The sequence below is a fragment of the Candidatus Merdisoma sp. JLR.KK011 genome (genome assembly GCF_036941125.1).
Classification (GTDB): Bacteria; Bacillota; Clostridia; order Lachnospirales; family Lachnospiraceae; genus Laedolimicola.
Window position 1 is genome coordinate 1,958,329 of the sequence record NZ_JAYWSZ010000004.1, and the last position, 26,279, is coordinate 1,984,607.

The 26,279-nt window shown below is 49.9% G+C and carries 31 protein-coding genes; 27 read left to right on the forward strand and 4 right to left on the reverse strand.

Translation table 11 applies throughout. From position 1 onward, the window contains the following. Positions 1-76: 76 nt before the first annotated feature. From VV089_RS23230 to VV089_RS23240, 3 genes are read right to left on the reverse strand one after another with little or no spacing between them, the layout of a single operon-like run. Positions 77-1,246 (reverse strand): ABC transporter permease, encoded by a 1,170-nt coding sequence (locus tag VV089_RS23230; protein ID WP_334337573.1) that lies wholly within the window; start codon positions 1,244-1,246, stop codon positions 77-79. Next, positions 1,230-1,922 (reverse strand): ABC transporter ATP-binding protein, encoded by a 693-nt coding sequence (locus VV089_RS23235; RefSeq protein ID WP_334337574.1) that lies wholly within the window; start codon positions 1,920-1,922, stop codon positions 1,230-1,232. The genes VV089_RS23230 and VV089_RS23235 overlap by 17 nt, the downstream gene beginning before the upstream one ends. After that, entirely contained in the window at positions 1,915-2,496 is a 582-nt protein-coding gene (locus VV089_RS23240; protein ID WP_172544199.1) for a TetR/AcrR family transcriptional regulator, read from the reverse strand. Before VV089_RS23240 ends, VV089_RS23235 begins: the two co-directional genes overlap by 8 nt. Before the next feature lie 425 nt (positions 2,497-2,921). Between VV089_RS23240 and VV089_RS23245 the strand changes: the two genes are divergently transcribed. The 5 genes from VV089_RS23245 (at position 2,922) to VV089_RS23265 (ending at position 8,999) form a co-directional block, all read left to right on the forward strand. Next, positions 2,922-3,359 carry a DUF3879 family protein gene (locus tag VV089_RS23245; protein ID WP_172542643.1) on the forward strand — a complete coding sequence of 146 codons (438 nt, stop codon included), beginning with the start codon at positions 2,922-2,924 and terminating at the stop codon, positions 3,357-3,359. 319 nt (positions 3,360-3,678) lie between these two features. Then, positions 3,679-4,404, forward strand: a complete 726-nt coding sequence (locus tag VV089_RS23250) for an ABC transporter ATP-binding protein (protein ID WP_172542644.1) — start codon at positions 3,679-3,681, stop codon at positions 4,402-4,404. Continuing rightward, positions 4,401-6,365 (forward strand): COG1361 S-layer family protein, encoded by a 1,965-nt coding sequence (locus VV089_RS23255; RefSeq protein ID WP_334337575.1) that lies wholly within the window; start codon positions 4,401-4,403, stop codon positions 6,363-6,365. The genes VV089_RS23250 and VV089_RS23255 overlap by 4 nt, the downstream gene beginning before the upstream one ends. Next, a complete protein-coding gene (locus VV089_RS23260) occupies positions 6,362-7,771 on the forward strand; it encodes an ABC transporter permease (protein ID WP_172542649.1) in 1,410 nt (469 codons plus the stop codon). The genes VV089_RS23255 and VV089_RS23260 overlap by 4 nt, the downstream gene beginning before the upstream one ends. A 4-nt stretch (positions 7,772-7,775) precedes the next feature. After that, positions 7,776-8,999, forward strand: a complete 1,224-nt coding sequence (locus tag VV089_RS23265; RefSeq protein WP_334337576.1) for an N-acetylmuramoyl-L-alanine amidase family protein — start codon at positions 7,776-7,778, stop codon at positions 8,997-8,999. A 602-nt stretch (positions 9,000-9,601) separates the two neighbouring features. Here VV089_RS23265 and VV089_RS23270 read toward each other — a convergent pair. After that, a complete protein-coding gene (locus VV089_RS23270; protein ID WP_334334582.1) occupies positions 9,602-10,009 on the reverse strand; it encodes a helix-turn-helix domain-containing protein in 408 nt (135 codons plus the stop codon). Positions 10,010-10,234: 225 nt separating this feature from the next. On the opposite strand from VV089_RS23270, the gene VV089_RS23275 reads away from it, so the two are divergent. The 22 genes from VV089_RS23275 to VV089_RS23380 form a co-directional block, all read left to right on the forward strand. Then, positions 10,235-10,414, forward strand: coding sequence for a DUF6906 family protein (locus VV089_RS23275; RefSeq protein ID WP_334334581.1), 180 nt, complete (start codon positions 10,235-10,237; stop codon positions 10,412-10,414). 14 nt (positions 10,415-10,428) lie between these two features. Beyond that, the gene (locus VV089_RS23280) at positions 10,429-10,632 is read left to right on the forward strand and encodes a helix-turn-helix domain-containing protein (protein WP_160225173.1); all 204 of its coding nucleotides are present in this window, start codon (positions 10,429-10,431) and stop codon (positions 10,630-10,632) included. A 14-nt stretch (positions 10,633-10,646) separates the two neighbouring features. After that, positions 10,647-12,761, forward strand: a complete 2,115-nt coding sequence (locus tag VV089_RS23285; RefSeq protein ID WP_334334580.1) for a transposase — start codon at positions 10,647-10,649, stop codon at positions 12,759-12,761. Positions 12,762-12,814: 53 nt separating this feature from the next. Beyond that, the gene (locus tag VV089_RS23290) at positions 12,815-13,780 is read left to right on the forward strand and encodes an AAA family ATPase (protein ID WP_135992229.1); all 966 of its coding nucleotides are present in this window, start codon (positions 12,815-12,817) and stop codon (positions 13,778-13,780) included. A gap of 14 nt (positions 13,781-13,794) precedes the next feature. Then, positions 13,795-13,986, forward strand: a complete 192-nt coding sequence (locus VV089_RS23295; RefSeq protein ID WP_334334579.1) for a hypothetical protein — start codon at positions 13,795-13,797, stop codon at positions 13,984-13,986. 1 nt (position 13,987) lies between these two features. Next, on the forward strand, positions 13,988-14,452 hold the full coding sequence (locus tag VV089_RS23300; protein WP_334334578.1) for a regulatory protein GemA: 465 nt from the start codon (positions 13,988-13,990) through the stop codon (positions 14,450-14,452). Beyond that, a complete protein-coding gene (locus VV089_RS23305; RefSeq protein ID WP_334334577.1) occupies positions 14,415-14,660 on the forward strand; it encodes a hypothetical protein in 246 nt (81 codons plus the stop codon). Before VV089_RS23300 ends, VV089_RS23305 begins: the two co-directional genes overlap by 38 nt. Positions 14,661-14,679: 19 nt before the next feature. Then, positions 14,680-15,075: a hypothetical protein gene (locus tag VV089_RS23310; RefSeq protein WP_334334576.1), complete on the forward strand. Its 396-nt coding sequence runs from the start codon at positions 14,680-14,682 to the stop codon at positions 15,073-15,075. Further along, on the forward strand, positions 15,072-15,320 hold the full coding sequence (locus tag VV089_RS23315) for an AbrB/MazE/SpoVT family DNA-binding domain-containing protein (protein WP_334334575.1): 249 nt from the start codon (positions 15,072-15,074) through the stop codon (positions 15,318-15,320). The genes VV089_RS23310 and VV089_RS23315 overlap by 4 nt, the downstream gene beginning before the upstream one ends. Next, positions 15,320-16,003 carry a hypothetical protein gene (locus tag VV089_RS23320; protein ID WP_334334574.1) on the forward strand — a complete coding sequence of 228 codons (684 nt, stop codon included), beginning with the start codon at positions 15,320-15,322 and terminating at the stop codon, positions 16,001-16,003. Before VV089_RS23315 ends, VV089_RS23320 begins: the two co-directional genes overlap by 1 nt. A gap of 121 nt (positions 16,004-16,124) precedes the next feature. After that, positions 16,125-17,735: an N-acetylmuramoyl-L-alanine amidase gene (locus VV089_RS23325; protein ID WP_334334573.1), complete on the forward strand. Its 1,611-nt coding sequence runs from the start codon at positions 16,125-16,127 to the stop codon at positions 17,733-17,735. Positions 17,736-17,754: 19 nt separating this feature from the next. Further along, positions 17,755-18,084, forward strand: coding sequence for a Mor transcription activator family protein (locus VV089_RS23330; protein ID WP_334334572.1), 330 nt, complete (start codon positions 17,755-17,757; stop codon positions 18,082-18,084). Between the two features lie 127 nt (positions 18,085-18,211). Continuing rightward, positions 18,212-18,526, forward strand: a complete 315-nt coding sequence (locus VV089_RS23335; RefSeq protein ID WP_334334571.1) for a hypothetical protein — start codon at positions 18,212-18,214, stop codon at positions 18,524-18,526. A 6-nt stretch (positions 18,527-18,532) separates the two neighbouring features. Continuing rightward, positions 18,533-18,892: a hypothetical protein gene (locus VV089_RS23340; RefSeq protein WP_334334570.1), complete on the forward strand. Its 360-nt coding sequence runs from the start codon at positions 18,533-18,535 to the stop codon at positions 18,890-18,892. A 10-nt stretch (positions 18,893-18,902) separates the two neighbouring features. After that, entirely contained in the window at positions 18,903-19,217 is a 315-nt protein-coding gene (locus VV089_RS23345) for a hypothetical protein (RefSeq protein ID WP_135991633.1), read from the forward strand. Continuing rightward, positions 19,217-19,780, forward strand: coding sequence for a phage protein Gp27 family protein (locus VV089_RS23350; protein ID WP_135991634.1), 564 nt, complete (start codon positions 19,217-19,219; stop codon positions 19,778-19,780). The genes VV089_RS23345 and VV089_RS23350 overlap by 1 nt, the downstream gene beginning before the upstream one ends. Beyond that, positions 19,773-21,539, forward strand: a complete 1,767-nt coding sequence (gene terL / locus VV089_RS23355) for a phage terminase large subunit (RefSeq protein ID WP_334334569.1) — start codon at positions 19,773-19,775, stop codon at positions 21,537-21,539. The genes VV089_RS23350 and terL overlap by 8 nt, the downstream gene beginning before the upstream one ends. A gap of 15 nt (positions 21,540-21,554) precedes the next feature. Next, the gene (locus tag VV089_RS23360) at positions 21,555-23,132 is read left to right on the forward strand and encodes a DUF935 domain-containing protein (RefSeq protein WP_334334568.1); all 1,578 of its coding nucleotides are present in this window, start codon (positions 21,555-21,557) and stop codon (positions 23,130-23,132) included. Further along, positions 23,132-23,872: a phage head morphogenesis protein gene (locus VV089_RS23365; protein ID WP_334334567.1), complete on the forward strand. Its 741-nt coding sequence runs from the start codon at positions 23,132-23,134 to the stop codon at positions 23,870-23,872. The genes VV089_RS23360 and VV089_RS23365 overlap by 1 nt, the downstream gene beginning before the upstream one ends. Before the next feature lie 118 nt (positions 23,873-23,990). Then, positions 23,991-25,058: a phage protease gene (locus tag VV089_RS23370; protein ID WP_334334554.1), complete on the forward strand. Its 1,068-nt coding sequence runs from the start codon at positions 23,991-23,993 to the stop codon at positions 25,056-25,058. A 3-nt stretch (positions 25,059-25,061) separates the two neighbouring features. Further along, positions 25,062-25,463 (forward strand): hypothetical protein, encoded by a 402-nt coding sequence (locus VV089_RS23375; RefSeq protein ID WP_334334553.1) that lies wholly within the window; start codon positions 25,062-25,064, stop codon positions 25,461-25,463. Between the two features lie 17 nt (positions 25,464-25,480). After that, positions 25,481-26,279 (forward strand): Mu-like prophage major head subunit gpT family protein (locus VV089_RS23380; RefSeq protein WP_334337577.1); only part of this gene is annotated, 799 nt, incomplete at its 3' end.

Genomic DNA, 26,279 nt, shown 5'->3' on the forward strand with positions numbered 1-26,279 from the left:
TCCGCCTGAAAAGCAGGGACAGACAGAAAAACCGCCGTTATGGTGTTATCCATAGCGGCGGTATAAACTTCCTCTGTTACTCAATCATAATTTCCTTGATAGAAATCTTCTTGATTTTTTCAGAATATACATACATCAGGATTTCATAAATCACAATAAAAGCGGTGAGTGAAATAAGCATAAGGGATACATCGAATTTATATGCAGGTACGTTCCCCATATCTTTAAATACAATATCCACCATAAGCCGCAGTAATCCGTACTGATATCCTGTTCCGATGATAAAACCAATATAAGACAGCGGTCTGTATCCGCCGAGAATTGCCCGGCAGCATTCTTTCTGCGAATAGCCGAACACCCTCATCATAGCAATCGTTTTTGTATTTCCCTTTATTACTGTAGTTATGGCAAGAAACAGAGTTGTAAACGCTAATACAAGTCCGATGACCAGCATCATCACACCCATCATTTCACTTGAAAAATCTTTCATACGAAATGACATTTGTGTCATGGCTGAAAAACAAAATGAAGCAAACATAATGAAAAATACAAGCGCCTTTTTAGATTTCAGGGTATTCCTTTTCAAATCCTCTACAAACGACAGTTTTCTGTTTTTTTCCATTCTGTGATTTGGTGTTTTAGAAGCAGTCTGTAGATTATCTTTCAAAAGCAGCAGCACAGGCTTTTTTAATTTGTACCAAGCGTAATAAACTGAAAGCGCCGAAAAACACACAGTGGGCAATACCACGAAATAAAATAAAATGCTTGGATGAAAATTTATCGTGATCTCAGGAAGTATGTGATCTTCATTTTGCAGAGCGTAAAACCACGGCATTATAAGAAATGCGCCTGCATATCCGATTGCAGTTCCGATAAAAGTACTGATTCCAAATACCCAAAAGCTTTTTGCAATTTTGATATTCGAATATCCCAATGCTTTTAATATTCCCAGCTCTTTCTTATGCGTGTCAATATAATGCTTGATATAAAACAACAACATAATGACCGCAGTTAAAAGCAGGCATCCGCCGCTTACAAGGCAAACGACTTTTGCGGTAGAAATCTGAGCATGATAAAAAACCATGGACAATTCAGATGTTATTTCACTCTCAATGAGCCGGGCATCAAGATAAAAATTCACAAACATTGTACATACAAGTACGGCACAACAGGCGATAATGGAAATACCGATGAGCTTTGAAGCATTTTTTATTCCGACGAGCATACCATCACCATCCAATCTCATAAGCGGTCTTTTGCGTTTCGTTTGTATAAATTTCAGATATTTTTCCGCTGTTCATTTTTATAACGGTGCCAGCCATTTCCGCAATATTCAGATTGTGCGTTATCAATATGATTGTAAAATCATATTCCTTTTGAAGCTTACAGATATAGTCAAGAACCTGACGTCCTGTTTGTTCGTCTAATGCCCCTGTCGGTTCGTCAAGAAATAAAACCCTCGGTCTTTTTGCCAAAGCTCTTGCAATAGATACTCTTTGCTGTTCGCCGCCTGAGAGTTCGCTGGGATATTTATGTAATTTTTCGCTGAGTCCAACTGCCTCAATGACGGTTTTATAATCTTTGTTATCTGCTAAGTCAGCGCCCATTTTTACATTTTTATCGACGCTCATATTGGGCAGCAGATAATACTGCTGAAAAATAAATCCGACAGTTTCCTTACGAAATGAAGTTATTTCATTGTCGGAAAGAGCTGTAATATCCTTTCCGTCATAAAACACTTTACCGCTGTCAGGGCGTTCAAGACCTGAAATTACATTCAAAAAAGTTGACTTGCCAGAGCCCGACGCACCGAGAATAACCACAAAATCATGATCCTCAATATCAAGGCTGATGTCCTTTAATACTTGAAATCGGCTTTCTCCGTTTCCGTATGATTTTATTATATTTTTCACATTAATCATTATTTTCTTCCTCTTTTATCTTTTTCAAAATGCTCATACATACCTCAGTAACCATGGTACTGATTTCTTCGTCTGTAAAGCGGCACATTTTTGTGGCGCAGAGGGATGCAATTCCGTGAGTATATATCCAAAGATGATGATATAGCTTTTTCGCAGATGATGTGCAGATTTTGTAATCATCTTGAATGGATAATAGAATTTGCTCATAGCTTTCATCGATCAGCGGAAGTACACCTGATAAATCTGGAATTTGTTTTTGCTCCGTCATAAAGAGGAGCTGAAAAAGCTTTGACTCCTTAACAGAAAAAAGAATATATTGCGTACCTACGCCTTTGAAAGGGTGCGCCTCTGCTAAACCTTTATTGACATATTCTTTATACAACGTTTTAGCAGCCTCAATCATAGCCTGCTGCACTTCTTCCATATTTTTGAATACCGTAAAAATCGGTCTTGCCGAGCTGGCGAGGTATGTTCCAAGTGCTCTGGAAGTTAAAGCTTCATATCCGTCTGTCCTGACAATGTTTAATGCGGCTTCAATAATTTCTTCTTTTGTAAATTTTGCTTTTGGCGGCATACTCTATTTCTCCTATTCTAAGTCGCTGCGCGACAGCACGAAAGGGTAAAGCTGCTTTGACACACCGGTAATGAGAGAAACTTTTATTCGAAAAAGCACTCATAAAAGTTCCTCTCGTGCGCCTTTGCAGCTTTACCGCTCAGCAGAAATTTTTCTAATAAATACTTGACAGTTCTTAGCCTGGCTTTTTTAAATCACTTGTTTTAAATCAAGTGATTTAATTATAATCAAAGCCGCACGAAAAGTCAATAAGGAAGATGAGATTATCCACTGCCGCCTTATTGCCTGCCATTTGCGGTTTCATCGAAAATCTTAACTTCTCTTGTAAAATGCCGATATATCAAATGAGGGTTAGAATTGGCACAAAGTAACCGACAAGCACCATGTTTCTGCCATTCGCAAGCAGGCGGATTGGAGGTAATTGTATGACAATCACACAGATGGTACAAAATCAACAGCAGCAGCGGATTGGCGGGATTTCTCAAAGAACACAGGAAAAGCCCCATGTCAATCCCTATGGTACACCTGGCATGAGCCTGAACAATGCAGGCGATTATCGGAAAATCGTCCCCGTGGACGAGGGGATAGTACAACGTGTCAAGCAGATTGCTTTTGACCACATGAAGAATGGCTATGGGGTCAGCGATGGAGAGGACATCAGCGCAGTCATTCGTGACTATACGATGTCACTTTCACCAGAAGAGCGGTTGAGTGCGTCATGGACGCTGAATGAGATATTCCACAGCGAGGCTGCCCGGCTGGGTGAGTTTGTCCATCAGCAAGACCCGGACTGGGATTGGGGAAATCCCTTTGATACCAGCATTTTAGACGGATACCGGCAGGGTGTGGATATACAGATTTAATACAAGGAAAAGGGACTGTTTATGAGGAAAAGATGAGCGGTTTCTTTTCTTTTTTGAATCCTATAAGAATGCCGTGGCTGGTGATGCATAAATGATGCTCTTATATGTTATGCTTTATAACCAGCGGCCTGTACCAGAGATTCATGTGCATATGAAATGATACCTTTTTTAAGGAATTCTTAAATAGTAATTTGAAAATGTATGTGGTATACTGGGAGTGGATTATGCTAGATATGGTATATTTGCCCGATTTATGGTCGATATAGGGAAGGACTAATAAAAAGGGAATTGTGAAAGGTTTATACAGAAGGGGATGGCTATGGCAGAGGAAAGACAGCCGGTGATTCAAGTAAAGAATTTATATAAAATCTACCGGGTGGGTCACAACAAGGTACGGGCCCTGAACGGTGTGGATCTGGAGATTTACCGGGGCGAATTCTGCTCTATCGTAGGTACATCCGGTTCCGGTAAGTCAACGATGCTGAATATGCTGGCCGGCCTGGAGAAGCCTACCAAGGGCGAGGTTATTATATCGGGGGAACATCTGGAACGGATGAACGAGAATCAGCTGGTAAAGTTCCGCCGGGAGCATGTGGGATTTATCTTTCAGTCTTTTAATCTTCTGGGGACTATGAACGCCAAGGAAAATGTGGCTCTGCCGCTGACCTTCCGGGGCGTGCCCAAGAAGGTGAGGCTGGACAAAGCAGACAAGATGCTGGATCTGGTGGGCCTTCGAAAGCATAAGACCCACAGGCCCAATGAGATGTCCGGAGGGCAGCAGCAGCGTGTAGGCGTAGCCAGGGCGCTGGTGGTGGATCCGGAGATTATTTTTGCCGATGAGCCTACGGGTAATCTGGATTCCAATACCTCGGCAGAGGTTATGGAGCTGATGAAGAAGATTGTACGGGAGCAGAACCAGACGCTGGTGATGGTAACCCATGACAATCACCTGGCAAGCTTTGCGGACAGGATCTTTCATATTATAGACGGAAAAATTGTGAAAATAGAGGACAACCGGAAGAATAGGGAGGTAGTAGAGGCATGAGGAGAATGGGACTGATAAAAAAAGGATTGACGCTTGTGCTGTGCGGTATGCTGATGGCGCCGGCAGCCGGGATGGCGTGGGCGCCGGTTAATGTGGAGGCGAGCAGCGCAGAACTTCCAGGTGGAGTTGGGCCTGTTACTGGTTCTCAAGACAGTACAGAAACACAAAAAGCCAAAGATGCGAATAATGAAAATGATAATGATAGTAATGAAAATAATAATGAAAATAATAATGAAAATAATAATAATGAAAATAATAATAATGGAAATAAGCCCGACGATCCTGCACAAACTCTGGCAGACTCTAAAGTTGCAGCGCAAAACGAACTGGATGATTATTTTGAACTGAAAAAATCATCCATTCCGCAGGAAAAATGGTCAGAAGCGTCTAATGCGGTAAGTTCATCTAAAACTGCGATTAACAACTGTAAAAGCCTATCGGGAATTTCTGATCGTTTAACGGAAGGAAAAGCAAAAGTGGATTCTTACATTCCGGCTCCTCCAGAACCGGAACCCGAACCAGAGCCGGAACCCGAAACCACCAACAACAACATCATGGTAGGCGGCAACTGGATAACCCCCACAGCCAACGGCGGCGGCCAGGTAAGCGTAGTACTTCCCATCGTCAACATGGGCCGCACCCGCGTTAAGAACGTAGTAGTAACCCCTCAGATCAGCGACGATGCCAGCAAATGGCCCTTCGAGATCGAGACCTCCAACTACACCCAGACCATAGACCGTCTCCCCGGCACAGACGACGGCGGCGACGATATGGAGCGCAGAAGGGAACTGACCTGGGTTTTAAGAACGAGAAAAGACGCCCCAGGCGGCTATCGCCCCCTTGTCTTTGACGTGACCTTTGAGAACGACGATCACAGCTTAACTACAGTAAATTTAACTACTTATGTAAAAGTAAAGGGAACCACAGGCACATCCGAAGACGGAACAGCCTCTACCCCCCGTGTAATCGTAACCGGATTCACAACCGATCCGGAGGAGGTGCGTGCAGGCGAGACATTTACCTTGACGCTGCATATGCAGAACACCTCCAAGTCAACGGCAGTCCAGAACATGCTCTTTGATATCCAGGCAGCCAGCGAGAGCACCGACACCACTTATGTGGCGGCAGCATTCCTGCCCACAGCCGGATCCAGCACCATTTTCGTAGATCGCATAGCGGCCGGAGCAACCAAAGACATTTCCATGGAAATGGAAGCACGTTCCGATCTGGCCCAGAAGCCCTATGTGGTCAATGTAAAGATGAACTATGAGGACGAGAGCGTCCACGCCTATGAAAATACGGCCAGCGTCTCCATCCCCGTCCGCCAGGAAGCCCGTGTAGACATCAGCAGCATAGAAGTTATGCCTGAATCCATTGAAGTAGGCAATGAAGCCAATGTTATGTTCAGCGTCTACAACATCGGAAAGACCAAGCTCTACAATACAAGCGTAAAATTTATATCCGATTCGGTCACCGGCGGCGATACATACCTGGGCAACATCGATCCGGGAGCAACCTCCAACGTGGATGCATATTTGTCAGGCGCTGCGGCCACTATGGACGACGGTATTGTAAAAATACAGATTACCTTTGAGGATGAGGCGGGAGAAGTCACCACCATCGAAAAAGAAATGACTCTGTTCGTCAATGAGATGTATTTTCCGGATGATATGGAAATGGACGGCATGTATGGCGAAGATATGACGGAACAGCCCGGAGGCTTTAAAATCTGGTGGGTCATCGTACCTGTAGTTTTGATTGTTATCGGCATTATTATATTTGTAGTAATCCGCAGAAAGAAGAAGAAAAAAGCCCAGGAGCTTCTGGAGCTGGAAGAGGATCTGGACGATATCAGCAGCGATGATCGGGACGATTCATCCGATGACGGGACTGAAACAGAAAAATTAAGTCCGTGGAAGAGATGGAAGAAGCGGAGGGCAGAGAAGAGGAACGGCCTATGAGTGTAAAGGATTTGCTCAAAATGAGCCTAAGCAGCCTGTGGCGCCGGAAGCTTCGGACCATACTGACTGTCCTCGGCGTTGTCATTGGAACTGCTTCCATTGTGGTTATGATTTCTCTGGGCCTTGGCCTCAATAAAGCCAGCATGGAGCAGATTGAGCAGTACGGCGGCCTTACTACCATTACGGTTTACTCCAACGAAGGGGGCTATAGCTACTACGGCGGAGGCGTGGCGATTTCTGCGGAGAGCGACAGTGAAAGCCAGGAGCCGGTCCGCATTGACGATAACGCCATTGAACAGTTTAAGCATATGGAGCATGTGGAGATTGCGTCGCCCGTTTTGAGTACCTGGGTGCTTCTGCGCCAGGGCGTGTGGGAGAACAGTGCGTCCATCCGGGGCATGAGCCGGGAGGCGCTGGAGAAGATGGATCTGGAGATTGCGGAGGGCAGCCTGCCGGAGGAAGGCGGAGAGCTGCAGTTCTTCTACGGAAATACAGTGATCACGGATTTTTATAATTCCAAGACGGGCCAGAATCCCTTCTATGAAAATTACGATTATGAAAACCAGGATAATTATACACTGGCGGATGTGGATTTGATGAATTCTCCTATGTTTGTAATCTTTGACACAGACGCCTACTACAATTCCCAGTACGGCGGTACAGATGAAAACGGCACACCCGTCCCGGCTCCCAAGAAATACATGGTGCCTGCCTGCGGACTTATGGCCGGCAAACCCACGGAGTGGGGGGAGAATGCCAACAGCATTCTCTGCGATGTGGAAGCCCTGAAGGCACATCTGAAAAAGGTGTTTAAAGGAAAGGTGATTCCCGGCCAGCCCACCAACAAGTCCGGTAAGCCCTACAAAGAGATGTATTATAATCAAGCGTACATCCGGGTGGACGATATGAACTATGTGACAGAGGTACAGGATCAGATCCGGGCTCTTGGCTTCCAGGCAGAGAGCAACGTGGAGTGGATGAACCAGGTGCAGGAGCAGTCCCGGTCCATTCAGATGGCTCTGGGCGGAATCGGCGCTGTGTCCCTGTTTGTAGCGGCTATCGGAATTGCCAACACGATGATGATGTCCATCTATGAGCGGACGAAGGAAATCGGCGTTATGAAGGTGCTGGGCTGTGATATGGGAGCCATCCGGAATATGTTCCTGGCGGAGGCCGGCTTTATCGGCCTTATCGGAGGAGCGGCAGGTCTTATGCTCAGCTATGGAATATCGGCCATTATCAATTTTGTCACCAAAGCCACGTATGCTTCGGGAATCTCCTATATTCCGATTGTCCTGGTATTGTTAGCCATGGTGTTTGCCGTATTTATGGGAATGTTCGCAGGCTTGTTCCCGGCCCTTCGGGCCATGCGCCTGAGCGCCCTGGCGGCCATAAGAAACGAGTAAAAATATGAGAAGAAGAAGGCGGCAGCGGGCAGAAAGGATTCTGCCCCTACTTCTGTCATTCCTGGTTCTTTGTATAGGCGCAGGGGTGATAAGCATAGTATGGATAAGAATGGATACAAAAGACAGGTCTGGTAAGCTTACCGGGCCTGTCATTTTGGCGCAGGCAAAGATACTGGAGAAGCGGCTTCCAGCAGAAGCACTGCAGGTTCCGCAGAAGCAGGAGGAAGAAGCTGCAAAGGGTGAGACAGAGCAGCGGGAAGATGCGGCAGCAGCTATGGAGGAGCCGGAAGAGACAGAGGCTCCCAGCCTTCGGATTGTCCTGGATCCAGGGCACGGCGGCCCGGGACTTACCGATGAACAGGAGCTTGGAGCCATTTACCGGGATACCTATGAAAAATATCTGACCCTGGAGATTGCCCGTGCCATGGAAGAGGAGCTTTCCCAATATGGAAATGTGGAGGTCTTTCTCACCAGGGACACGGATAAGGCCATGACCTTAAAGGAGCGTGCGGCTTATGCGGAATCCGTTGGCGCAGATCTTTTGGTAAGCCTCCACCTAAATGCCTCTCTGGAGCACAATTTTTACGGCTCGGAGGTTTTTGTCTCGGCCTTTGACTGGTTTTACGCCAGAGGAGCCGGCGTGGGTCAGAGCATTTTAAATCAGCTCACAGACTACGGCTTCGTATCCAAAGGGGTCAAAACCAGGCTGGGAAGCAAGGGGGCGGATTATTACGGAATCATCCGGGAGTGCAAAAGCCTTGGAATTCCGGCTTTGATTGTGGAGCATGGTTATATGGATGAGGACAGTGACTGGTCACGGATGTGTACCGAAGAGGCTTTAAGAGATCTGGGGCAGAGGGACGCAAGAGGCCTGGCCGCCTATTTCGGACTGGAAAAGGGAACCGTCCTTGGGGAGCTTCCAAAGCCGGAGGAAAGCATTCCTGCCTATGCCGTCGCTCCGGATACAACGCCTCCCGAGGAGGTCTGGTATAAAAAAGAGCTTCAGAGGGACGGGCGGTACCTGATTACCTTTCATGGGGCGGAGAGGGAGAGCCGGGTGATGTACTACGATTACAGTCTGGACGGCGGCGTGACCTACAGCCGGTTAAATCTGTGGGGAACAAAGGAAACCATACAGTTCTATCTGCCCCTGACAGGGGAGGAGGAGCTTGTTTTCCGCGTCTACAATAATTATGAGCTGCGGACGGGAACGGACGGTGTAACTTAACAGAATAAATGACAAAAAGGTATTTATGAGTGGGAACATCCGTGAGGGGGTGGGAAATGCCGGGAAACCCCGTGAAATATAGGGTTGTGGCGAATTTGAGAGGGAGAAAATAAAGCATCTTTGACAGCGATTTTGTGAATAGGCTGTTAAGATGCTTTTTTATATGTGTTTAAGGAAGGAGAACGGAGGAGAGTGCAAGGAAGCATTGATTTTATAGGGTTTCTGCGACTTTCCCCCGTTCTTTAAGGTTGTAATGATATTATACATTAGATTTTTGTGCTTGAAAATAGTGAAAGCGTTATAACGGGGCGTTATTGCGTTACTGATTTAGAATTAGAAACATGGGTAAGTACCGCAAAAGCTCCCATAAATAAAAGGTTTTTTGAAAGTAACGCTTGAAAAAATAGGCGTTACTTGTCAGCAGCAGTATCCGGCATGTGGGAGCCGGATTGGATAAAATCAATTCTACAAAATGGAGCTTTGGAATTGCATGTGTAGAATTGCCCTATTTTATAAGCTTTTAGCCCACTTTGGGGAAATGTTTCCCTGAAAAACAATTCTACAGTTTTTGGGTGACAAGTAACCCAAAAAAAGCAAAAAAATTATCCCACCATGTTACCTTTTTCTGTATCTGTCAATCCGGATGATTTTGCACTTGTCTCTCTTGCCTTTTGGGTCTTCCGTAGCTTCAGTTCCAATAGTCCTAAGAGCTCCTCTTGGTCATCTTCAGACAGTTCCCGGAAACCATCTAAAAGCTTTTTTTCGTTTCCGAAGATTTCTATATTCTTCGTTTCCGAAGATATTCCGGTCATAAGATATTCCATGCTACAATTCAAAGCTTGTGAAATTGAGAAAAATGCAATAGCAGATGGGACTCTGCTTCCGTTCTCAATCTGACTAAGTGCTCCGGATGTAATGCCACATTCACGGTGCATATCTGTTTGAGTAAGCCTTAATTCTTTTCTTCTCTCTCTGATTCTATTTCCAATACTATCCATACTAATATCCATGATACCTCACTTTCTGCGTAATCGAATAAAAATCACCGTATCCGAAGAAAAAGGCTTGACAATCTTCGGATACGAAGATATACTTATACTTGCAAGGGGGTTACTTGTAACCCAATAAGCATATCAAATTTCTAAGAAAATCTCAATAGCCGGAGTTCTCCGGCACAAAGAAAGTCACCCGGTTCAGGGTAGCAGAGAAATGAGAAAACAGGAGGAACGGAACGAGTGAAGAATGGGAAAGCCCCTACACGGGAGCAGAAAAAAATTATGAAGGCTCATGGACTGATACCGGAAAACTGGCTTGTAGTGAAAAACCTCCCTGATACTTTGGAGGTGGTAAGCCGGACAGCATTGAAAAAAGTCGGTCAGAAACCAAGGACAAAGATTGTATCAAAGAGCCTTTAATGTGAGGTGAGCAGATGGCAACAAAGCAGACGAGACTGACACCCTTTGGGAGGAAAGTCAGGAAAAGGCTCATAGACAAGAACATGACACAGGTGGAGCTTGCTGCTTTGCTTGGATGCAATAAGCAGTATATCCACAAGATTTTAGTCGGTGAGCGTAGTGGTAAGAAATACATTGAAGCAATATCAAGGATACTGGAAATTGAGATGGTGGCATGAAGGAGGTGAGATGATTGGCTGAAGCATATGTCACATTGGCTGAAGCGGCGGAGCTGGAAGGGGTCAAATATAAAACAATGGCACAGAGGCTGTCAAGAAAAAAACAGGCTTTTGAAACCAAGACCGAAAAGTCAGAAACGGGCGGAAAAGATGTGGTGCTTGTGGCAGTCTCCTCATTATCCAAACAGGCAAGGAACGCATGGAAGGAAAGGGAAAAGCTGAAATCCTTCACGGAAGGGGTTCCGGAAGGGCAGGAGACAGCAGAGCAGAAGCCGGAAGTACCATGGTATGTGAACATGGACATTGACTGGTACATTGAAAACTACAAGGAGAGATACTACAAGGCTGTGGAGCTTGGGAACGTGGTCAGGAAGTTCCTTCAGTATGACGAGGGAGACCGGACAAAGTACGCTGAAGAGTTCGCACAGAAGCACCTTGGGAAGGGGCAGAGGACTTTGTACCGATACACCAAGGCATACCTTGAGGCATCCGCATGGGCGGACAAGCTTCAGAAGGAGGAAGGGGCAGGGTATGAGTTCTTCAAGGTTCTCTGCCTATGCCGGAAGCCAAAGGAGACCGGATGCTTCCCAAGCATCAAGCCGGAGGTCAAGCAGGTCATCAAAAACATATGGTTCAATGAGGACTTTGCCCGGAACCAAGGCACCCGTGAGATGCTCTATGAGAAGCTGACAGCCATTGCAAACATCAACCTGACAGCCGGGATGCCGGAATGGGAGAAGATACCATCCTATCAGACGGTGGTGAGGTATATCAACTATCTCATGGAGGATGAGAACATGAGGAACGCCTACTTCCTTGCATCCCGTGGCACCCGTGAATACAAGAACAAGGTCATGGTGAAGGGGAGCCGGGATACCAAAGGGCTTCAGGTGATGCAGATAGTTATGGGTGATGAGCATACTTTTGACTGTTGGGTGAGCTATAAGCAGCCCAATGGCAAGGTCATAGCAATCAAGCCGCACTTGGCGGCATGGGTGGACATGCGGAGCAGGGTCATCATGGGTGATGTCCTCTGCAAGGATGCCAACTCCGACATCCTGAAGCAGAGCCTCCTCAAGATGATTTATTCAGAGCCGGGAGGGGTTCCGGAGTACCTCTACATAGACAATGGCAAGGACTATACAGCCAAGACCATGACGGGAAGAGACCGGAATGACCGGAGCGGCTTGAACTTTGACAATGAGACACAGGGCTTCTACAAGAGCATAGGCATCAAGGATGACCACCGGGCACTGCCTTATGAGCCATGGAGCAAAGGGCAGATAGAGCGGTTCTTCCGTACCGTCTGCAATAAGTTCACCCGTTGGATGAAATCCTACACGGGAACGCTTACGGGCTCCAAGACTTCTGACAAGGTGGAGAAGGACATCAAGCGGATGCTTGAGAGGGGAGAGCTCCTGACACTGGAAGAGTTCTATGAAAAGTGGCATGAGTGGCTTACAACGGTCTACATGCACACGGAGCACTCCGGGCTCAAGAAGATGGGGGAGACCTACAAAAAGCCTTATGACTGCTTTATGAATGAGGACAGGTACTTCAAGGCGGCACCGCCTAAGAGCTATGCAACCATGCTGATGATGAAGTCAGAAAACGTGCTTGTCCGCAACATAGGCATCACCAAATGGGGATATGAGTACCGCTCCGATGAGCTGTGTGACTATATCGGGCGGAAGGTTGACATCAAGTATGACCCGGATGACATGGCTGTCCTGTACGTCTTTGACCAGAAGGGCAAGCGTATCTGTGAGGCGTACTGTCAGGAACTCCTTCAGATAGCACCGAAGGTCACGCAGAAAGCCCTTGAGGAACACCTGAAGATGCAGAAGAGGCAGCAGAAGCGTGACAGGGAAAGGCTTGAGGAGGCAAGGAGACCGTTTGAGGAGCTCAATGAGCAGTATGTTGGCTTCAATGAGACAACTGGCGGCATTGACCTGATGATAGGCGGCAAGAAGCAGGAGAAGGCGGCAAAAGTCATAGCACTCCCGAAGGACAGAACCTATCAGCAGGGCTTCCGGGCGGAAAGCAGGGAAGAGGCTGAAGGGGACAGCGAATACATGAGCAGGCAGGCGGAGAACGCACTCAAGAAGCTTAGAGCGATAGGCGGATGACAGGAAGACAAGGTTAGGTTTTAGTGAAGGAAAAGGAAAGGAAGGTTGTAACTATGGAAGCATTGAATACCTACAAAGCGGAGAAGACACTGGCGGAGCAGATGAACGAGAGACTGGCGGAGCTGAAGATGACCAAGGCGGAGGCAGCCCTCAAGATGAACTACTCAAGGGCGGCACTTAGCCAATACCTCAACGGGAAGTATGCAAGTGACCCTACCGAACTGGAAAAGAAGGTCAGGGAGTTCCTTGAGGCATCCGGAGGGATGGAAGGCGGTCAGGCACCGGAGGGAGGCAAGGCAGGCATCCTCAAAAAGAAGGTAGAGTTTTTTGAGAGCCGGGATTTTGTGCAGACTATCGGAGTTTGTCAGGCATGTCAGGAGTATATGGGGCTTGGGATAATCGTTGGGAAGTCCGGTCAGGGAAAGACCCATGCCCTGAAGAAATATGCAGAGCTGCCGAGGGTGGCATACATTGAGTGTGATGACACCATGGCTTGCCGGGACTTGGTGGAAGCCATTGAAAACGGGATAGGGCTCCCTAGAGGGTATGGCGGAACGATATGGAAGAGGGTCAACCGTATCCGGGAGTTTTTCAATACCAATGAGGGCTTCCTGCTCATCATTGACGAGGCGGACAAGCTCATCAACAAGTACACACAGAAGAAGATGGAGATACTCCGGGGCATCTTTGACCAGTCGGATGTGGGCATTGTCATAGCCGGGGAGCCGAGGCTTGAGACGGAGCTGAAGGGCAACCTTGCCCGTTTTGCGAACCGGATGGACTTCTACTACAAGCTGAAGGGGCTGTCCAAGAATGAGGTGGCGGACTACCTTGAGGGCTATGAGGTCGAAGAGGCAGCCATGGGCGAGATGATAAGCCGGGCAACCAACACACAGAGCGGATGCTTCCGCCTGTTGGATAGGACACTCAACAACGTGCTCCGTATCCTGAAGCAGAAGGGCGAGACCCGGATAACCATGAAGATTGTGAGTGAGGCATCCGACATGATGATGCTTTAGGAAGGAGAGGGCGTATGAAGAAATTGGAGGTTGTTATCAAAGACGAGCAGGAGGAAGAGATGGGGCGTGAGATGCTGTCAGGCATCTATGGTGTCATTCAGAAATATGGGTGCATGGGCGTGTCTGTCCGGGCGGATACCATTACAGACCAAGGATGTATTCAGATACCGGAGTTCCTGAAGCGGAAGAAAGAGAGGAGAGGATAGCATGGCAGGGAACACATCACAGCCGAGCATCAAGAGGGTGTGGGGCATTGCAAAGAGCCCGGAGCTGAAGCTCACGGATGAGGAACTTCATCTCCTTGTACAGGCACACACGGGGAAGGACAGCATCAAGGCTCTCAACAAACGGGAGCTTCAGACGGTCATCCGGGTGCTTGGAGGCATGAAGGACTCCGTGAAGAAGTCAGAGCGTGGGAAGCACCGTGGAGGGAACACACCCACGGAGAACCAAAGGAAGAAGATATACAAGCTCACGCAGGAGCTTGGGTGGGACAAGCCTGCAAGGGTCAATGGCATGTGCCGGAAGATGTTCGGGGTCAGTGCGGTGGAGTGGCTTGACTATCAGCAGTGCTCCAAGCTGATTGAGGCACTCAAGAGCATGGTGAAGAGACAGGAGGAAAAGGAGGGGCAGGATGCAGGACTGCAAGCTGATTGTAACGGTCAGAAATGACAAGGTGAATTTTGAGGGTCAGGACATCAGCGTTAAGGAGCTGGCACAGATAGCAGGCTTCCTTCAGGTGTTTGTTGGCATGGAGGGGCTGAAGCGTGGATTAGACATGGATGATGTGAAGAACAACATGCTTGATATCCACCTTGCTGCCATGGAAACGCTTGAGGAGCAGCTCCGGGGCGGCACCCCTGACACGGATGGCAGTTAAGGAGAAGGAGGCGGAGAGGTTGAAAAAGATACAGTTTGTATGTGACAGGTGCGGAGCTGTCCTTGAGAAGACAGCTATCAAGATAATACCAAACGTAGTAGAGCTTGAGGGGGAAGACATCCTGCATCCGGTGGATGAAGCCACACATGGGATGCACTTCTGTGCAGCGTGTACGGATGCCCTCCTGAAGTTCCTGCTCCCTGAAAACAAGCCTCCACCAAAGCCAAAGGAAAAGCCTGCAAGGAGGAGAAGGCTTGATGCAGGCAGGGTGATGGCTCTCCATAATGCCGGATGGAGCAATGAGGACATAGCGGCTGACATCAGGGCAGAGCCGGAACAGGTCAGGCAATGTATCTACTATCAAAAGTACAAGAAAAAGAGTCCGTCAGGAGCGGACGGAGAGGAGCAGACATGAGCACAGCATATAAGAAGATGACAAGCCACGGGTCAATCAGCATCCCGGTGGCAATGCGGAGGGAGCTTGGCATTGAGCCAAAAGACCCTATGGTGGTGGAGGAGCATCAGGGGGAAATCAGGATAAGACCGTACACGCTCCGCTGTAACTTTTGCGGCGTGACGGACGGGGTGCAGGAGTTCCATGGGAAGGGTATCTGTGGAGCCTGTGCAGCAAAGGCATATCAGAAGTTAGGAGGACAGTAATGGGAGAGCAGACAACAAAGGCAATGAGCAATGAGCAGCTCATTGGGGCATGTGTGGAGCTTGACAGGGAGCAGAAGAGGAGCCGGGCTCTGATGAACAGCTACAAGGCGGAGCTTCAGGCAAGGGGCTTGGCTCTCATGGAAGACCACAATGTGAGGTATGTGAAGTTTTACGGTGGTGAGGGCAGTGCTGCCATCACGGACAGCATGAGCCTTGACATCCTGAACCCGGACAAGCTGAAGGAGCTTGTGGGTGAGGGGGTATACAGCATGAAGGTCAAGGAGGAGACCAAGAAGAGCTACAAGTTTGACAGCAAATTTGAGAAGGCTCTGAAGGCAATCTTTACAGGAGATTACACCTTTGAGACCACGCTTGCAGAGTTCCTTGATGAAATGAGCATCAAGCCGGACGAGAAGCAGAAGAAGCTCCTGCTGAAAAAGCTGAAGGGAGAGTTTGAGAAGGACAAGGAGACCCTCATCTCTGTCTTGGGTCAGGAAGGGCATGAGGTACCGGACTTTGATGTGGAGCTGTGGTACATCTACCGTATCAAGAACGGAGAGCTCATCCGGGCTTTTCTGCCGGAGGACATGATTGATGCAACCATAGAGGGCATCAGGAAGAGCATCTTGGTGGAGACCAAGACATCCATCACATTAGACTATGACACTGAAAAGGAGGAGTAACCATGGAAGAAAAGAAAGAGCTGTTTGATGCAGTGGCAACCGAAGAGGAAATCAATGAAGCAGATGGTCAGCCCATCTACCACGCAAACGAAGGCGAAGGCGAAGACAAGGAGGAATAATCATGGCAAAGAAAAAGATATGTATTGATGCCGGGCACTATGGCAAGTATAACAGGTCTCCGGTGGTGCCGGAATACTACGAGTCGGACATGGTGTGGAAGCTCCACCTGATGCAGAAGGAGATACTGGAAGGATATGGCTTTGAGGTCATCCTGACAAGGAGCAGTCAGGCTACAGACCGGGGGCTCTATGACCGTGGATATGCGGCAAAGGGATGTGTGCTCTTCATCAGTGACCACTCCAATGCCTGTGGTACGGAGAGCGTGGACTATCCAGTGGTGTACCGTGGCTATGACAACATTGGGAACTGTGACGGGCTTGCCCTGAAGCTTGCAAAGGTAATAGCCTCCACCATGGGGACGGTGCAGGCAGGAAGGACAGCCACAAGGAGGGGCTCATCCGGCGGAGAGTATTACGGGGTGCTTAGAGGAGCGAGGGCTGCCGGGCTGACAGACTACTATATTGTTGAGCACTCCTTCCACACCAATGCCAAGATGACAAGATGGCTGCTCAATGACTCCAACCTTAGAAAGCTTGCAGAGGCAGAGTGCAGGGTCATAGCAGAGCATTATGGGATGGACAGCGGCAAGGCAGAGGACAAGGGCAGCATGACCAAGATAACCGGGAAGGCGGAAGCCACAGCGGAGCAGATGGCGGCATACATCAAGGCGAAGAATGGCAGCGTTGCACAGAGCGTACTTGACATGATACCGCTGTACCTGTCCGAGGGAGAGGCGGAGAACATCCGGGGTGACATTGCCTTTGCACAGAGCTGTCTTGAGACGGGCAACTTCACCTTCTCCGGGAGTGCGGTGAAGCTCTCACAGAATAACTTCTGTGGTATGGGAGTGACCAAGAACGGGGAGACCGGGAACAGCTTCAGCACACCACAGCTTGGCATCCGGGCACAGGTGCAGCACCTCAAAGCATACGCCAACACCACGAAGCTGAAGCAGGACTGCATTGACCCACGCTTTGACCTTGTATCCCGTGGCTGTGCCCCGTATGTGGAGTACCTTGGAATACAGGAGAACCCGAAGGGCAAGGGATGGGCTGCCGGAGCAGGGTATGGCGGAAAGATACTGAAGATACTGGATGCCATCAAGGGAGCCGGGAACGGTCAGGCAGGAAGCGGCGGACAGGACTCCGGCAAGAAGCCGGATGACGAAGACAAGCAGCAGGCAGGCTTCACGCCATACCTCATCACTACCACCTGTGACGTGCTGAACATCCGCTCCGGAGCCGGAACCGGGCACAGCGTGGTGGGAGCCATCCGTGAGAAGGCAGGCAAGAAGAACAAGTACACCATTGTGGAGGAAAAGGACGGATGGGGCAGGCTGAAGTCCGGAGCCGGATGGATAAGCCTCTCCTACACCAAGAAGGCGACTGCATCCGGAGGCGGCACAGGCTTCACGCCATACCTCATCACTACCACCTGTGACGTGCTGAACATCCGCTCCGGAGCCGGAACCGGGCACAGCGTGGTGGGAGCCATCCGTGAGAAGGCAGGCAAGAAGAACAAGTACACCATTGTGGAGGAAAAGGACGGATGGGGCAGGCTGAAGTCCGGAGCCGGATGGATAAGCCTCTCTTACACCAAGAAAGCCTCATAGTAGTGGGAAGGAGGCGGAGATGGCAGCGGATGAACTCACAAGAGCCCTCATTGAAGAGACCACGTTGGAGGATATATCAGAAAGCTACCGCCCTGTGGTGGAAATCATAGGGATTGAGAAGTTCATTGAGCTAAGTGAGTACGCCAAAGGGGATGAGCTCTACTTCCCGAAGACAGAGAACATCATAGCCCCGGCAAGGAACAGGCGTATCAAGAAGGAGTGGAACGGATACAACTCAAAGCAGCTTGCAGAGAAGTATAACCTGACCACCAAGCAGATAGGGAACATACTGAAGGATGAGCCAATGATAGGGCAGATGAGCCTTTTTGACATGGATAACGGAGAGTGATTTTCCGGAAATGTTTCCCCTAAAGAGTCTTTCGCAATGAGTATAAGATAAGAGCATGTACTTAGTACATGCTCTTATTGTTTTGTGCGTTATTCTCAAAAAAATTGACAGAAAAGGAGTGGTTTGCATGACGAATTTCACAGCGGATGTATCACAGATTATCGTCTTCATTGGTGTCATGGCATTTATCGTGTCAGTCATCACGGAGGCACTCAAAAAGTGGGCATGGTTTGACCGGAAGGTGCCTACAGCACTGACCGTCATCCTCCTGTCCCTTATCCTCTGCCCGGTCTGCCTGTTGGGGCTTGCGGCACATTACGGGGTGGCTATTGAATGGTTCATGGTATTTGCATCATTCATAGCAGCCTTCATTGTGGCGTTGGTGTCCATGGACGGATGGGAGAGGGTCACGGAGCTTGCAGAAAAGCTCATCAGAAAGTAGGAGCCTATGGACTATGTTATATCTTTCTCTGACGTGATGGCAGGGGTCATCACCCTTGGCTTGGGAGTGATAACATTCTTCATCAAGGGGTGGATAGGCAGCCTCAAGAGCAGCACAGAAGAGATAAAAAAGCAGATTAAAGAGAATGATGACAAAGTGAATAAGAGAATTGACAGGTTGGAAGAGGAGACGGATGAGGACATAGCAAACATCAAACAGGAACTCAATAACATAAAGGGTGACTTTGCTACCACGTTTGTGCTCCGGGAGGACTTCTTCCGTTCCATGAACGGGGTGGAGGACAGGATGAGGAGCATTGACGGAAAGATTGACAAGCTCCTAATGCAGAGCAGCAGAAAAGAGTGAGGTGAACAAAGTGAATGACTTAGAAAAAGCAGAAATCAAGCAGAATAAGGCAATCAGGGGGTACATCATCCGGTGCTTGGTGAAGGGATACAACAACACAGCCCTCACAAGGCAGTTATCCAATGCCATGATAGCAGCCGGGCTCATCATATCCCCGGACATCAGCAAGTATCTTGATTACCTTCAGGGAGCCGGATATATCGAATTTACCGAGGAAAAGGTCACAGCCTACAATGCCTATGCCAATGATGCAGTCATCAAGCTCACCAAGGAAGGCGTAGACCTTGCGGAAGGTACGATTGAGGACAATGGGGTTGATGTCTGATGGGAGATAAAAGAACCAAGCAGAGGATAACCTCAAAGATTGACGAGCTCCCTGAAGGCTTGCGGATGAAAGTGGATGTGATGCTTGCTGACACATCCAATACCTATGAATATATTAGCCAATTCCTGAAGGGGGAGGGCTATGACATATCAAAGTCCAGCGTGGGGAGGTATGCCACCCGGACAAATAACGCCATGCAGAGGCTCCTTGAGGCACAGGCACAGACGGACAGGCTGATACAGGTGGTGAAGGAGAACCCGGAGGCGGACTACACAGAAGCCGCCATACTCCTGACCATGAACGGGCTCCTGAACAAGGTGGCAACCGCAGAGGAAGAGTTCAATGAGATGCCCCTTGACAAGGCAGGAAGGCTCATTGCCTCCCTGTCCCGGACAAAGGTATACAAGGACAGGGTAAGGCAGGACATGAGGCGGAAGGCTGACATTGCCTTCCGTGAGATGGAGTCCGAGATGCTCAAGGTCATCAAGCAGGATGGGAAGTCAGCGGAGCAGCTCAAGGAGATACTGGCAAGGGCAAAGGAGCGGATGATGGAAGATGATTGATATTGACAACTGGATGAGGGAGCTTGAGGAGGACGTGGACACAGAGGCAAGGAGCAATGAGGAGTATCAGACCAAGCTCTTTGAGGAATATGTGCTCCGGGGCTCTGACCATCAGGAGGAAAGGAAAAAACTGAATGAGCGGTACCTGTCCGGGGAGGAGCTCATGGGAGAGCATGGGCTTAGAAAGGAGCTTGCCGCCTTTGACATGTCCTACTTTGGGAGGGCGTACCTTCCCCACTACTTCATCCGGAAGTCCCCACACTTCCATGAGGAGCTTGACGGTATATGGAGCCGGGGCGTGATGAAGGGGAGGAACCCCCTGAAGGAAGCCAAGGTCATCTCAAGGCTGAAGGGCTCCCGGCAGGTCGTGGCGGCTCCCCGTGGTCATGCGAAGTCAACCAATTTCACCTTCAAGGACAGCCTCCATGCCATCCTGTACGCATACAAGCACTACATCCTCATTCTGTCTGACTCATCCGAGCAGGCGGAGGGCTTCCTTGATGACATCAAGACGGAGCTTGAGGACAATGGCAACATCATCATGGACTTTGGCTCTCTGAAAGGGGAGAAAGCATGGAGGACAGGGGTGATACTGACCAAGACGGACATCAAGGCGGAGGCAATCGGCTCCGGGAAGAAGGTCAGGGGAAGGAGGCACAGGAACTGGAGACCTGACCTTATTGTACTGGATGACATTGAGAATGATGAGAACGTCAACACGCCGGAGCAGAGGCGGAAGCTGAAGAACTGGTTTGACAAGGCGGTCTCAAAGGCAGGGGACACCTATACAGACATCATGTATATAGGCACCATACTCCACTATGACTCCCTGCTCAACAACGTGCTTCAGAACCCAAGATATAAGACCAAGAAATATAGGGCGGTCATATCGGAAGCAGCCAATACAAAGCTGTGGGATGAATGGGAGAGCATCTACACCAATCTTTTCAATGAGAACCATGAGGAGGATGCAAAGACCTTTTATGAAGCACATGAGGAGGAGATGCTCCTTGGAGCTGAAGTTCTTTGGGAAGAGAAGCTGTCCTATTATGACCTGATGGAAATTAAGGTCTCTGAAGGCGTGGCATCTTTCAACTCCGAGCTTCAGAATGACCCGATTGACCCGGAGAGTGCAACCTTCAATCCTGAATGGTTTGATTACTACGAGCCGGAGCTCATGGACTTCTCAAGTCCGGAGTTTGTATTCGTGGCAGCAAATGACCCGTCACTTGGAAAAAACAAGAAATCAGACACAAGCTCCATCATCAACCTTGCCCTGTCCACCAAGACCGGGTACATGTATGTGGCGGATGCCTCCGTGGAGAAGCGGAAGCCGGATGTCATCATTGATGATGTGTTTGAGATGAACCGGAGGCTGAAGAGGGACTACAAGAAAGGCTTCTATAAGTTCGGCGTGGAGGTGGTGCAGTTCCAATACTTCTTCAAGGAGGTCATGGCTGCCAAGTCCGCAGAGGAAGGGGAGTACATCCCGATAGAGGAGATACAGTCCACAGTCAACAAGGTGCTCCGCATTGAGTCCTTGCAGCCCGTCATCAAGAACAAGTACCTGAAATTCAACCGGGAGCACAAGACGCTCCTGAAACAGCTTCAGGAGTTCCCAATGGGCAAAAATGATGATGCCCCGGACGGTCTTCAGATGGCGGTGCAGCTTGCACAGAGCATCAAGGCGGTGGCATCAAAAGCAAATTACAGGACAGTTCTTCGGAGACGTTTCCGGAGAAGCAAGGGTGCCTACTAGGAGGTGAGACACAGCATGGCAAAGAATAAGAAACGGAAGCAGAAGGAAGGGCTGCCCTTCAACCCGGACAAAGACACGGGCATCAGGAGACCCGTGACCGCAAGGGTGGCGGTGGGGGATGTCAATGACAAGTTCTCTGACTACCCATCCAACGGGCTGACACCACGCAGGCTTGCCCGTATCTTCCGGGAGGCGGATGAGGGGAATGTCCGGGCACAGATGGAGCTCTTTGAGGAGATAGAGGAGAAGGACACCCACCTCTTCTCACAGATGCAGACACGCAAGCTTGCTGTGACGGGGCTTGATTGGGAGGTGCAGCCATTCTCTGAAGACGAGGCGGACAAGGAGATAGCGGACTTCATAGATGAGCAGCTCAAGGGGATTGAGAACTTTGACGAGGTGCTGATAGACATGTTGGATGCCATAGGGAAGGGCATCAGCATCATGGAGCTTGCATGGACGGTAGAGGACGGGAAGAACGTCATTGAGGACATTGAGTATGTCCACCCTAAAAAGCTTGTTTGGGACAGCACCACGGATGAGCTGAAGGTCTGCACAAAGGAATACCCTTCCGGCGTGGAGCTCCCTGAAAACAAGTTCGTAGTGCATAAGTACAAGGCAAAGTCAGGTCATGCGAGCAGGGCAGGCATTATGAGGGTGGTCTCTTGGATGTACCTGTTCAAGAATTATGACATCAAGGATTGGGTGAGCTTCTGTGAGGTGTTCGGGATGCCGCTCCGCCTTGGCAAGTATGATGCCTCTGCATCAGAGGATGACAAGAAGCAGCTCATGGAAGCTATCATCAGCCTTGGGACGGATGCAGCCGGGATTGTGCCGAGCTCCACCATGATAGAGTTCATTGAGTCACAGAAGACCACAAGCGTAGAGATTTATGAGAAGCTTGCCCGGTACTGTGATGAGCAGATAAGCAAGGCAATTCTTGGGCAGACACTCACATCCGACAGCGGAGGGGGCTCCTATGCACAGTCCAAGACCCATGATGAGGTCAGGCATGACCTGACGGTGGCGGATGCGAAAGCCTTGGCGGTGACTATCCGCCGGGACATCATCAGACCGCTTGTGGAGTTCAACTATGGGACGGATGCAAACATCCCCTTCTTTGGCTTTGACTGCCATGAGGTGGAAGACCAGAAGGAAGTCGTTGAGATATACCGGACACTTGCCTGTGACATGGGGCTTGAGATACCCAAGAGCCATATATACAAGAAATTCAACATACCCAAGCCGGAAGATGGCGAGGAGGTGTTGAGACCGCCGCAGGCGGCGGCACAGCCGCCAATGGAAACAGCCGAGGAGCTGAAGCTGAAGCAGGAGGAAGGGCAGAAGGAGCAGAGACAGGTGGATGCAATCGTATCCGCAGCCAACAAGCAGGCAGAGGGCATCTTCCGGGAAATGGTAAAGCCCATCTTCCGGCTGATTGACAGGGCGGAGGACATGGATGAGCTGCAAAAGGTTCTGAAGGATGAGAAGGGTCTCCGGGAACTGTATCAGGAAATGGAGAGCCCGGAGCTTGAAGACCTGATACAGCAGGGCATCTACCTGTCCCACCTGATAGGGAGGTCAATGGACTGATGGATGTATTGTATGGACTGGCAAAGGATTTTGTCTTCAGGGAGGCGGTGGCGTTCCTGAAGGGGAAGAGGGCACTGACAAGTGAGGAGTACAGACTGCTTGATGACGAGAGCCGGGCAAAGGCTTTCACCGTGTCAGGCTATACAAGCCTTGGAGTCCTTCAGGAGTTCCTTGACTGCCTGACGAAGGCAGCCGAGGAGGGAACCACCAAGGAGCAGTTCCGGGAGGACATGAACCGCTTCCTTGAGGAGCATGGGTATGAGGGCATCAACCCGTGGAAGAGTGACAACATCTTCCGGACGAACATGCAGACAGCCCTCAATGCAGGACACTATAAAAGCATGACAGACGAGACAACCATGAAGATGAGACCATATTGGAGGTACCGGACAGCCGGGGACGGTCATGTGAGGGAGTCACATGCAGTCATGGAAGGCAGGGTGTACCGGGCAGATGACCCCATATGGGACGTATGGTACCCACCCAACGGGTTCCGGTGCCGCTGCATGGTGGTGAGCCTGACCAAGAAACAGGTGGAAAGGATGGGATTGCATGTTGAGACAGATGCACCGTTTGACATTGACTACTCCACGGGGGAGATACTCCCGAAGTTCCCGGACAAGGGCTTCTCCAACAACCCGGCAAAGAGCGTATGGAAGCCCGATATGACAGGCATCTCCCCGGAACTTAGGAAACTGTTCAGGGAGAGGAAGCAGCCTGAAGGCGGAGAGGCGGACTAGGAGGCTTCCTAGAGGGCTTGTGGTGTCATGTCATAGTGGGAGGAACGCCTTGAAGCTTAAAAGGGCGTTATAACGCGTAATAACGCTATCAGAACGCAAAGGAAAGAGGTGGTAAGGCATGGCAAAGCTGATAGCATGTGCCGGACAGGGCGTGGAGCTCTCCGGTGTGCCTACAGAAATCAAAATACTTCCCCTTGGGAGGGTTCATTCCCAAAAGGGGGACTTTACTGTGGATGATGAGAGCTTTGAGCTCATCCGGAAACAGTTCAAGGACAGGAAGCTTGACCTTGTGATTGACTATGAGCACCAAACACTGTCAGATGTGCAGGCTCCGGCAGGCGGATGGATAAAAGACCTCTACAAAGGGGAGGATGCCATCATTGCCAAGGTGGAGTGGACAGCAAAAGCCGCCGAGTATCTGAAGAATAAGGAGTACAGATACCTCTCCCCGGTGGTTTTGGTGCGGAAGAGAGACCAAAAGGCGGCGGCGATACACTCTGTCGCACTGACAAACACGCCTGCTATTGATGGGATGTTCGCACTGGTGAACTCTCTTGACATAGAGGACATATCAGAAGGAGGAAATATCATGGACTTAAAAGAACTTGCAAAGGCATTAGGGCTTCCGGAGACCGCAACGGAAGATGAAATCAAGAAGGCGGTGGAGGATGCTGCAAAAGCGGCGGAGAAGCTCAAGGAGATGGACGGAAAGAAGCCGGGAGAGGGAGAAGGGAAGCCGGGGGACGGGGAACCGAAGCCGGAAGGGGCTGACATGGTGGCGAACAGCACCATCCTCTCCATGCTTGGTCTGAAGGCGGATGCCAAGACCGAGGATGTGGCTGCTTCCATCATGGCACTCCGGGCAGGAACGCCGGACACGCAGGCGGAGCTCTTTGTACTCAAACAGAGGATGCAGGAAAGGGATGCGGATGAGGCGGTAGGGATGGCACTGAAGGCAGGGAAAATCACAGCGGCACAGTCCGAGTGGGCAAAGTCCTATGCACTGAAGGACATGGAGGGCTTCAAGGGCTTTGTGGACAAGGCTCCGGTGGTGGTTCCGCAGGGCAGGCTTGACCTGAAGGATGCCCCGGCAGCCCCCGGCTCTGATGAGGTGGATGTGGCTATCCTGAAGAACATGGGCGTATCCATGGAAGATGTAAAGAAGTACAGCAAAAAGGAGGACTAAGAGATGGACAGGACAGGAAACGAGAGAACCGGGAACCGGATGCTCAACATCCCGGTGAAGGGCGGAGCAGAGCTGACAGAGGCAACCATGGCAGCCATAAATGGGGATGGATATGCAGCCCCGGCAGCCGCTTCCGCCGGGCTCCGGGTCGCAGGATGCGTACAGCGTTATTGCGACAACCGCAACGGGGCAGACGGGGAGCAGGCGGTCAGCGTGAAGCGTGGGACATTCGTGTGGGGCAATGACGGAACCATCAAGGAGACCGACATCCTGAAGCCCTGCTATGTCAAGGATGAGCGGACAGTGACCATCACAGCGGAGGGCTCAAGCATGGCAGGCATCATCCTGGAGGTGGCGGATGACGGAGTGACCGTGGACATGACACAGGCAGGAGCCGGAGAGTAAGAAGGAGGAAATGACACATGATTGTTAATCAGGCGAATTTACACGGGCTGTCCGTGGGGTATTCCACAGCTTTCAACAAGAGCTTTGACACCACGCAGTCCAATTATCAGAAGGTTGCAACCGTGGTACCGAGCACCACGGGGGAGCAGGATTACAAGTGGCTTGGGCAGATGCCCGGCATGAGGGAGTGGATTGGCGAGAGGGAGATACAGGCTCTTGCCGCTTATGACTACCTCATCAAGAACAAAAAGTTTGAGATGACCATAGGCGTTCCGAGGGATGACATTGAGGATGACAAGTATGGAGTGTACACTCCGCTCTTCTCCAACATGGGGGAAGCGGCTGCCCTGCATCCGGACGAGCTTGTCTTTGGTGCAATGATGAGCGGCTTCACGGAGAAATGCTATGACGGGCTCTCTTTCTTCAACACAGCCCACAAGGTAGGCGAAAAGACCTACAGCAACCGCAGCAACAAGAAACTGTCAAGGGAGTCCTACATGGAGGCAAGGAGCTCCATTATGAGCATCAGGGGAGACAAAGGCAAGAGCCTGAAGCTTGTGCCTGACCTCTTGGTGGTGCCGCCGGCATTGGAGGAGGAAGCCCGGCTCATCTTGGAGGCTGACCAGATTGAAGGCACCACAAACGTGCTGAAGGGTACAGCGAAGCTCCATGTGGAGCCTGCCCTTGCAGAGCACCCGGAGTATTGGTTCCTTCTGTGTACCAACCGCTTCCTGAAGCCATTCATCTACCAGCTCCGGAAGAAAATCAAGTTTGTGTCCTTGACGAAGGACACGGATGAGAATGTCTTCATGTTGG

Bases quoted from the DNA above. Each gene is read 5' to 3' on its own strand.
- VV089_RS23230 (WP_334337573.1), bottom strand. From the start codon at position 1,246: ATGAGATTGGATGGTGATGGTATGCTCGTCGGAATAAAAAATGCTTCA.
- VV089_RS23235 (WP_334337574.1), bottom strand. From the start codon at position 1,922: ATGATTAATGTGAAAAATATAATAAAATCATACGGAAACGGAGAAAGC.
- VV089_RS23240 (WP_172544199.1), bottom strand. From the start codon at position 2,496: ATGCCGCCAAAAGCAAAATTTACAAAAGAAGAAATTATTGAAGCCGCA.
- VV089_RS23245 (WP_172542643.1), top strand. From the start codon at position 2,922: ATGACAATCACACAGATGGTACAAAATCAACAGCAGCAGCGGATTGGC.
- VV089_RS23250 (WP_172542644.1), top strand. From the start codon at position 3,679: ATGGCAGAGGAAAGACAGCCGGTGATTCAAGTAAAGAATTTATATAAA.
- VV089_RS23255 (WP_334337575.1), top strand. From the start codon at position 4,401: ATGAGGAGAATGGGACTGATAAAAAAAGGATTGACGCTTGTGCTGTGC.
- VV089_RS23260 (WP_172542649.1), top strand. From the start codon at position 6,362: ATGAGTGTAAAGGATTTGCTCAAAATGAGCCTAAGCAGCCTGTGGCGC.
- VV089_RS23265 (WP_334337576.1), top strand. From the start codon at position 7,776: ATGAGAAGAAGAAGGCGGCAGCGGGCAGAAAGGATTCTGCCCCTACTT.
- VV089_RS23270 (WP_334334582.1), bottom strand. From the start codon at position 10,009: ATGGATATTAGTATGGATAGTATTGGAAATAGAATCAGAGAGAGAAGA.
- VV089_RS23280 (WP_160225173.1), top strand. From the start codon at position 10,429: ATGGCAACAAAGCAGACGAGACTGACACCCTTTGGGAGGAAAGTCAGG.
- VV089_RS23290 (WP_135992229.1), top strand. From the start codon at position 12,815: ATGGAAGCATTGAATACCTACAAAGCGGAGAAGACACTGGCGGAGCAG.
- VV089_RS23295 (WP_334334579.1), top strand. From the start codon at position 13,795: ATGAAGAAATTGGAGGTTGTTATCAAAGACGAGCAGGAGGAAGAGATG.
- VV089_RS23300 (WP_334334578.1), top strand. From the start codon at position 13,988: ATGGCAGGGAACACATCACAGCCGAGCATCAAGAGGGTGTGGGGCATT.
- VV089_RS23305 (WP_334334577.1), top strand. From the start codon at position 14,415: ATGCAGGACTGCAAGCTGATTGTAACGGTCAGAAATGACAAGGTGAAT.
- VV089_RS23315 (WP_334334575.1), top strand. From the start codon at position 15,072: ATGAGCACAGCATATAAGAAGATGACAAGCCACGGGTCAATCAGCATC.
- VV089_RS23320 (WP_334334574.1), top strand. From the start codon at position 15,320: ATGGGAGAGCAGACAACAAAGGCAATGAGCAATGAGCAGCTCATTGGG.
- VV089_RS23325 (WP_334334573.1), top strand. From the start codon at position 16,125: ATGGCAAAGAAAAAGATATGTATTGATGCCGGGCACTATGGCAAGTAT.
- VV089_RS23330 (WP_334334572.1), top strand. From the start codon at position 17,755: ATGGCAGCGGATGAACTCACAAGAGCCCTCATTGAAGAGACCACGTTG.
- VV089_RS23335 (WP_334334571.1), top strand. From the start codon at position 18,212: ATGACGAATTTCACAGCGGATGTATCACAGATTATCGTCTTCATTGGT.
- VV089_RS23340 (WP_334334570.1), top strand. From the start codon at position 18,533: ATGGACTATGTTATATCTTTCTCTGACGTGATGGCAGGGGTCATCACC.
- VV089_RS23350 (WP_135991634.1), top strand. From the start codon at position 19,217: ATGGGAGATAAAAGAACCAAGCAGAGGATAACCTCAAAGATTGACGAG.
- terL (WP_334334569.1), top strand. From the start codon at position 19,773: ATGATTGATATTGACAACTGGATGAGGGAGCTTGAGGAGGACGTGGAC.
- VV089_RS23360 (WP_334334568.1), top strand. From the start codon at position 21,555: ATGGCAAAGAATAAGAAACGGAAGCAGAAGGAAGGGCTGCCCTTCAAC.
- VV089_RS23365 (WP_334334567.1), top strand. From the start codon at position 23,132: ATGGATGTATTGTATGGACTGGCAAAGGATTTTGTCTTCAGGGAGGCG.
- VV089_RS23370 (WP_334334554.1), top strand. From the start codon at position 23,991: ATGGCAAAGCTGATAGCATGTGCCGGACAGGGCGTGGAGCTCTCCGGT.
- VV089_RS23375 (WP_334334553.1), top strand. From the start codon at position 25,062: ATGGACAGGACAGGAAACGAGAGAACCGGGAACCGGATGCTCAACATC.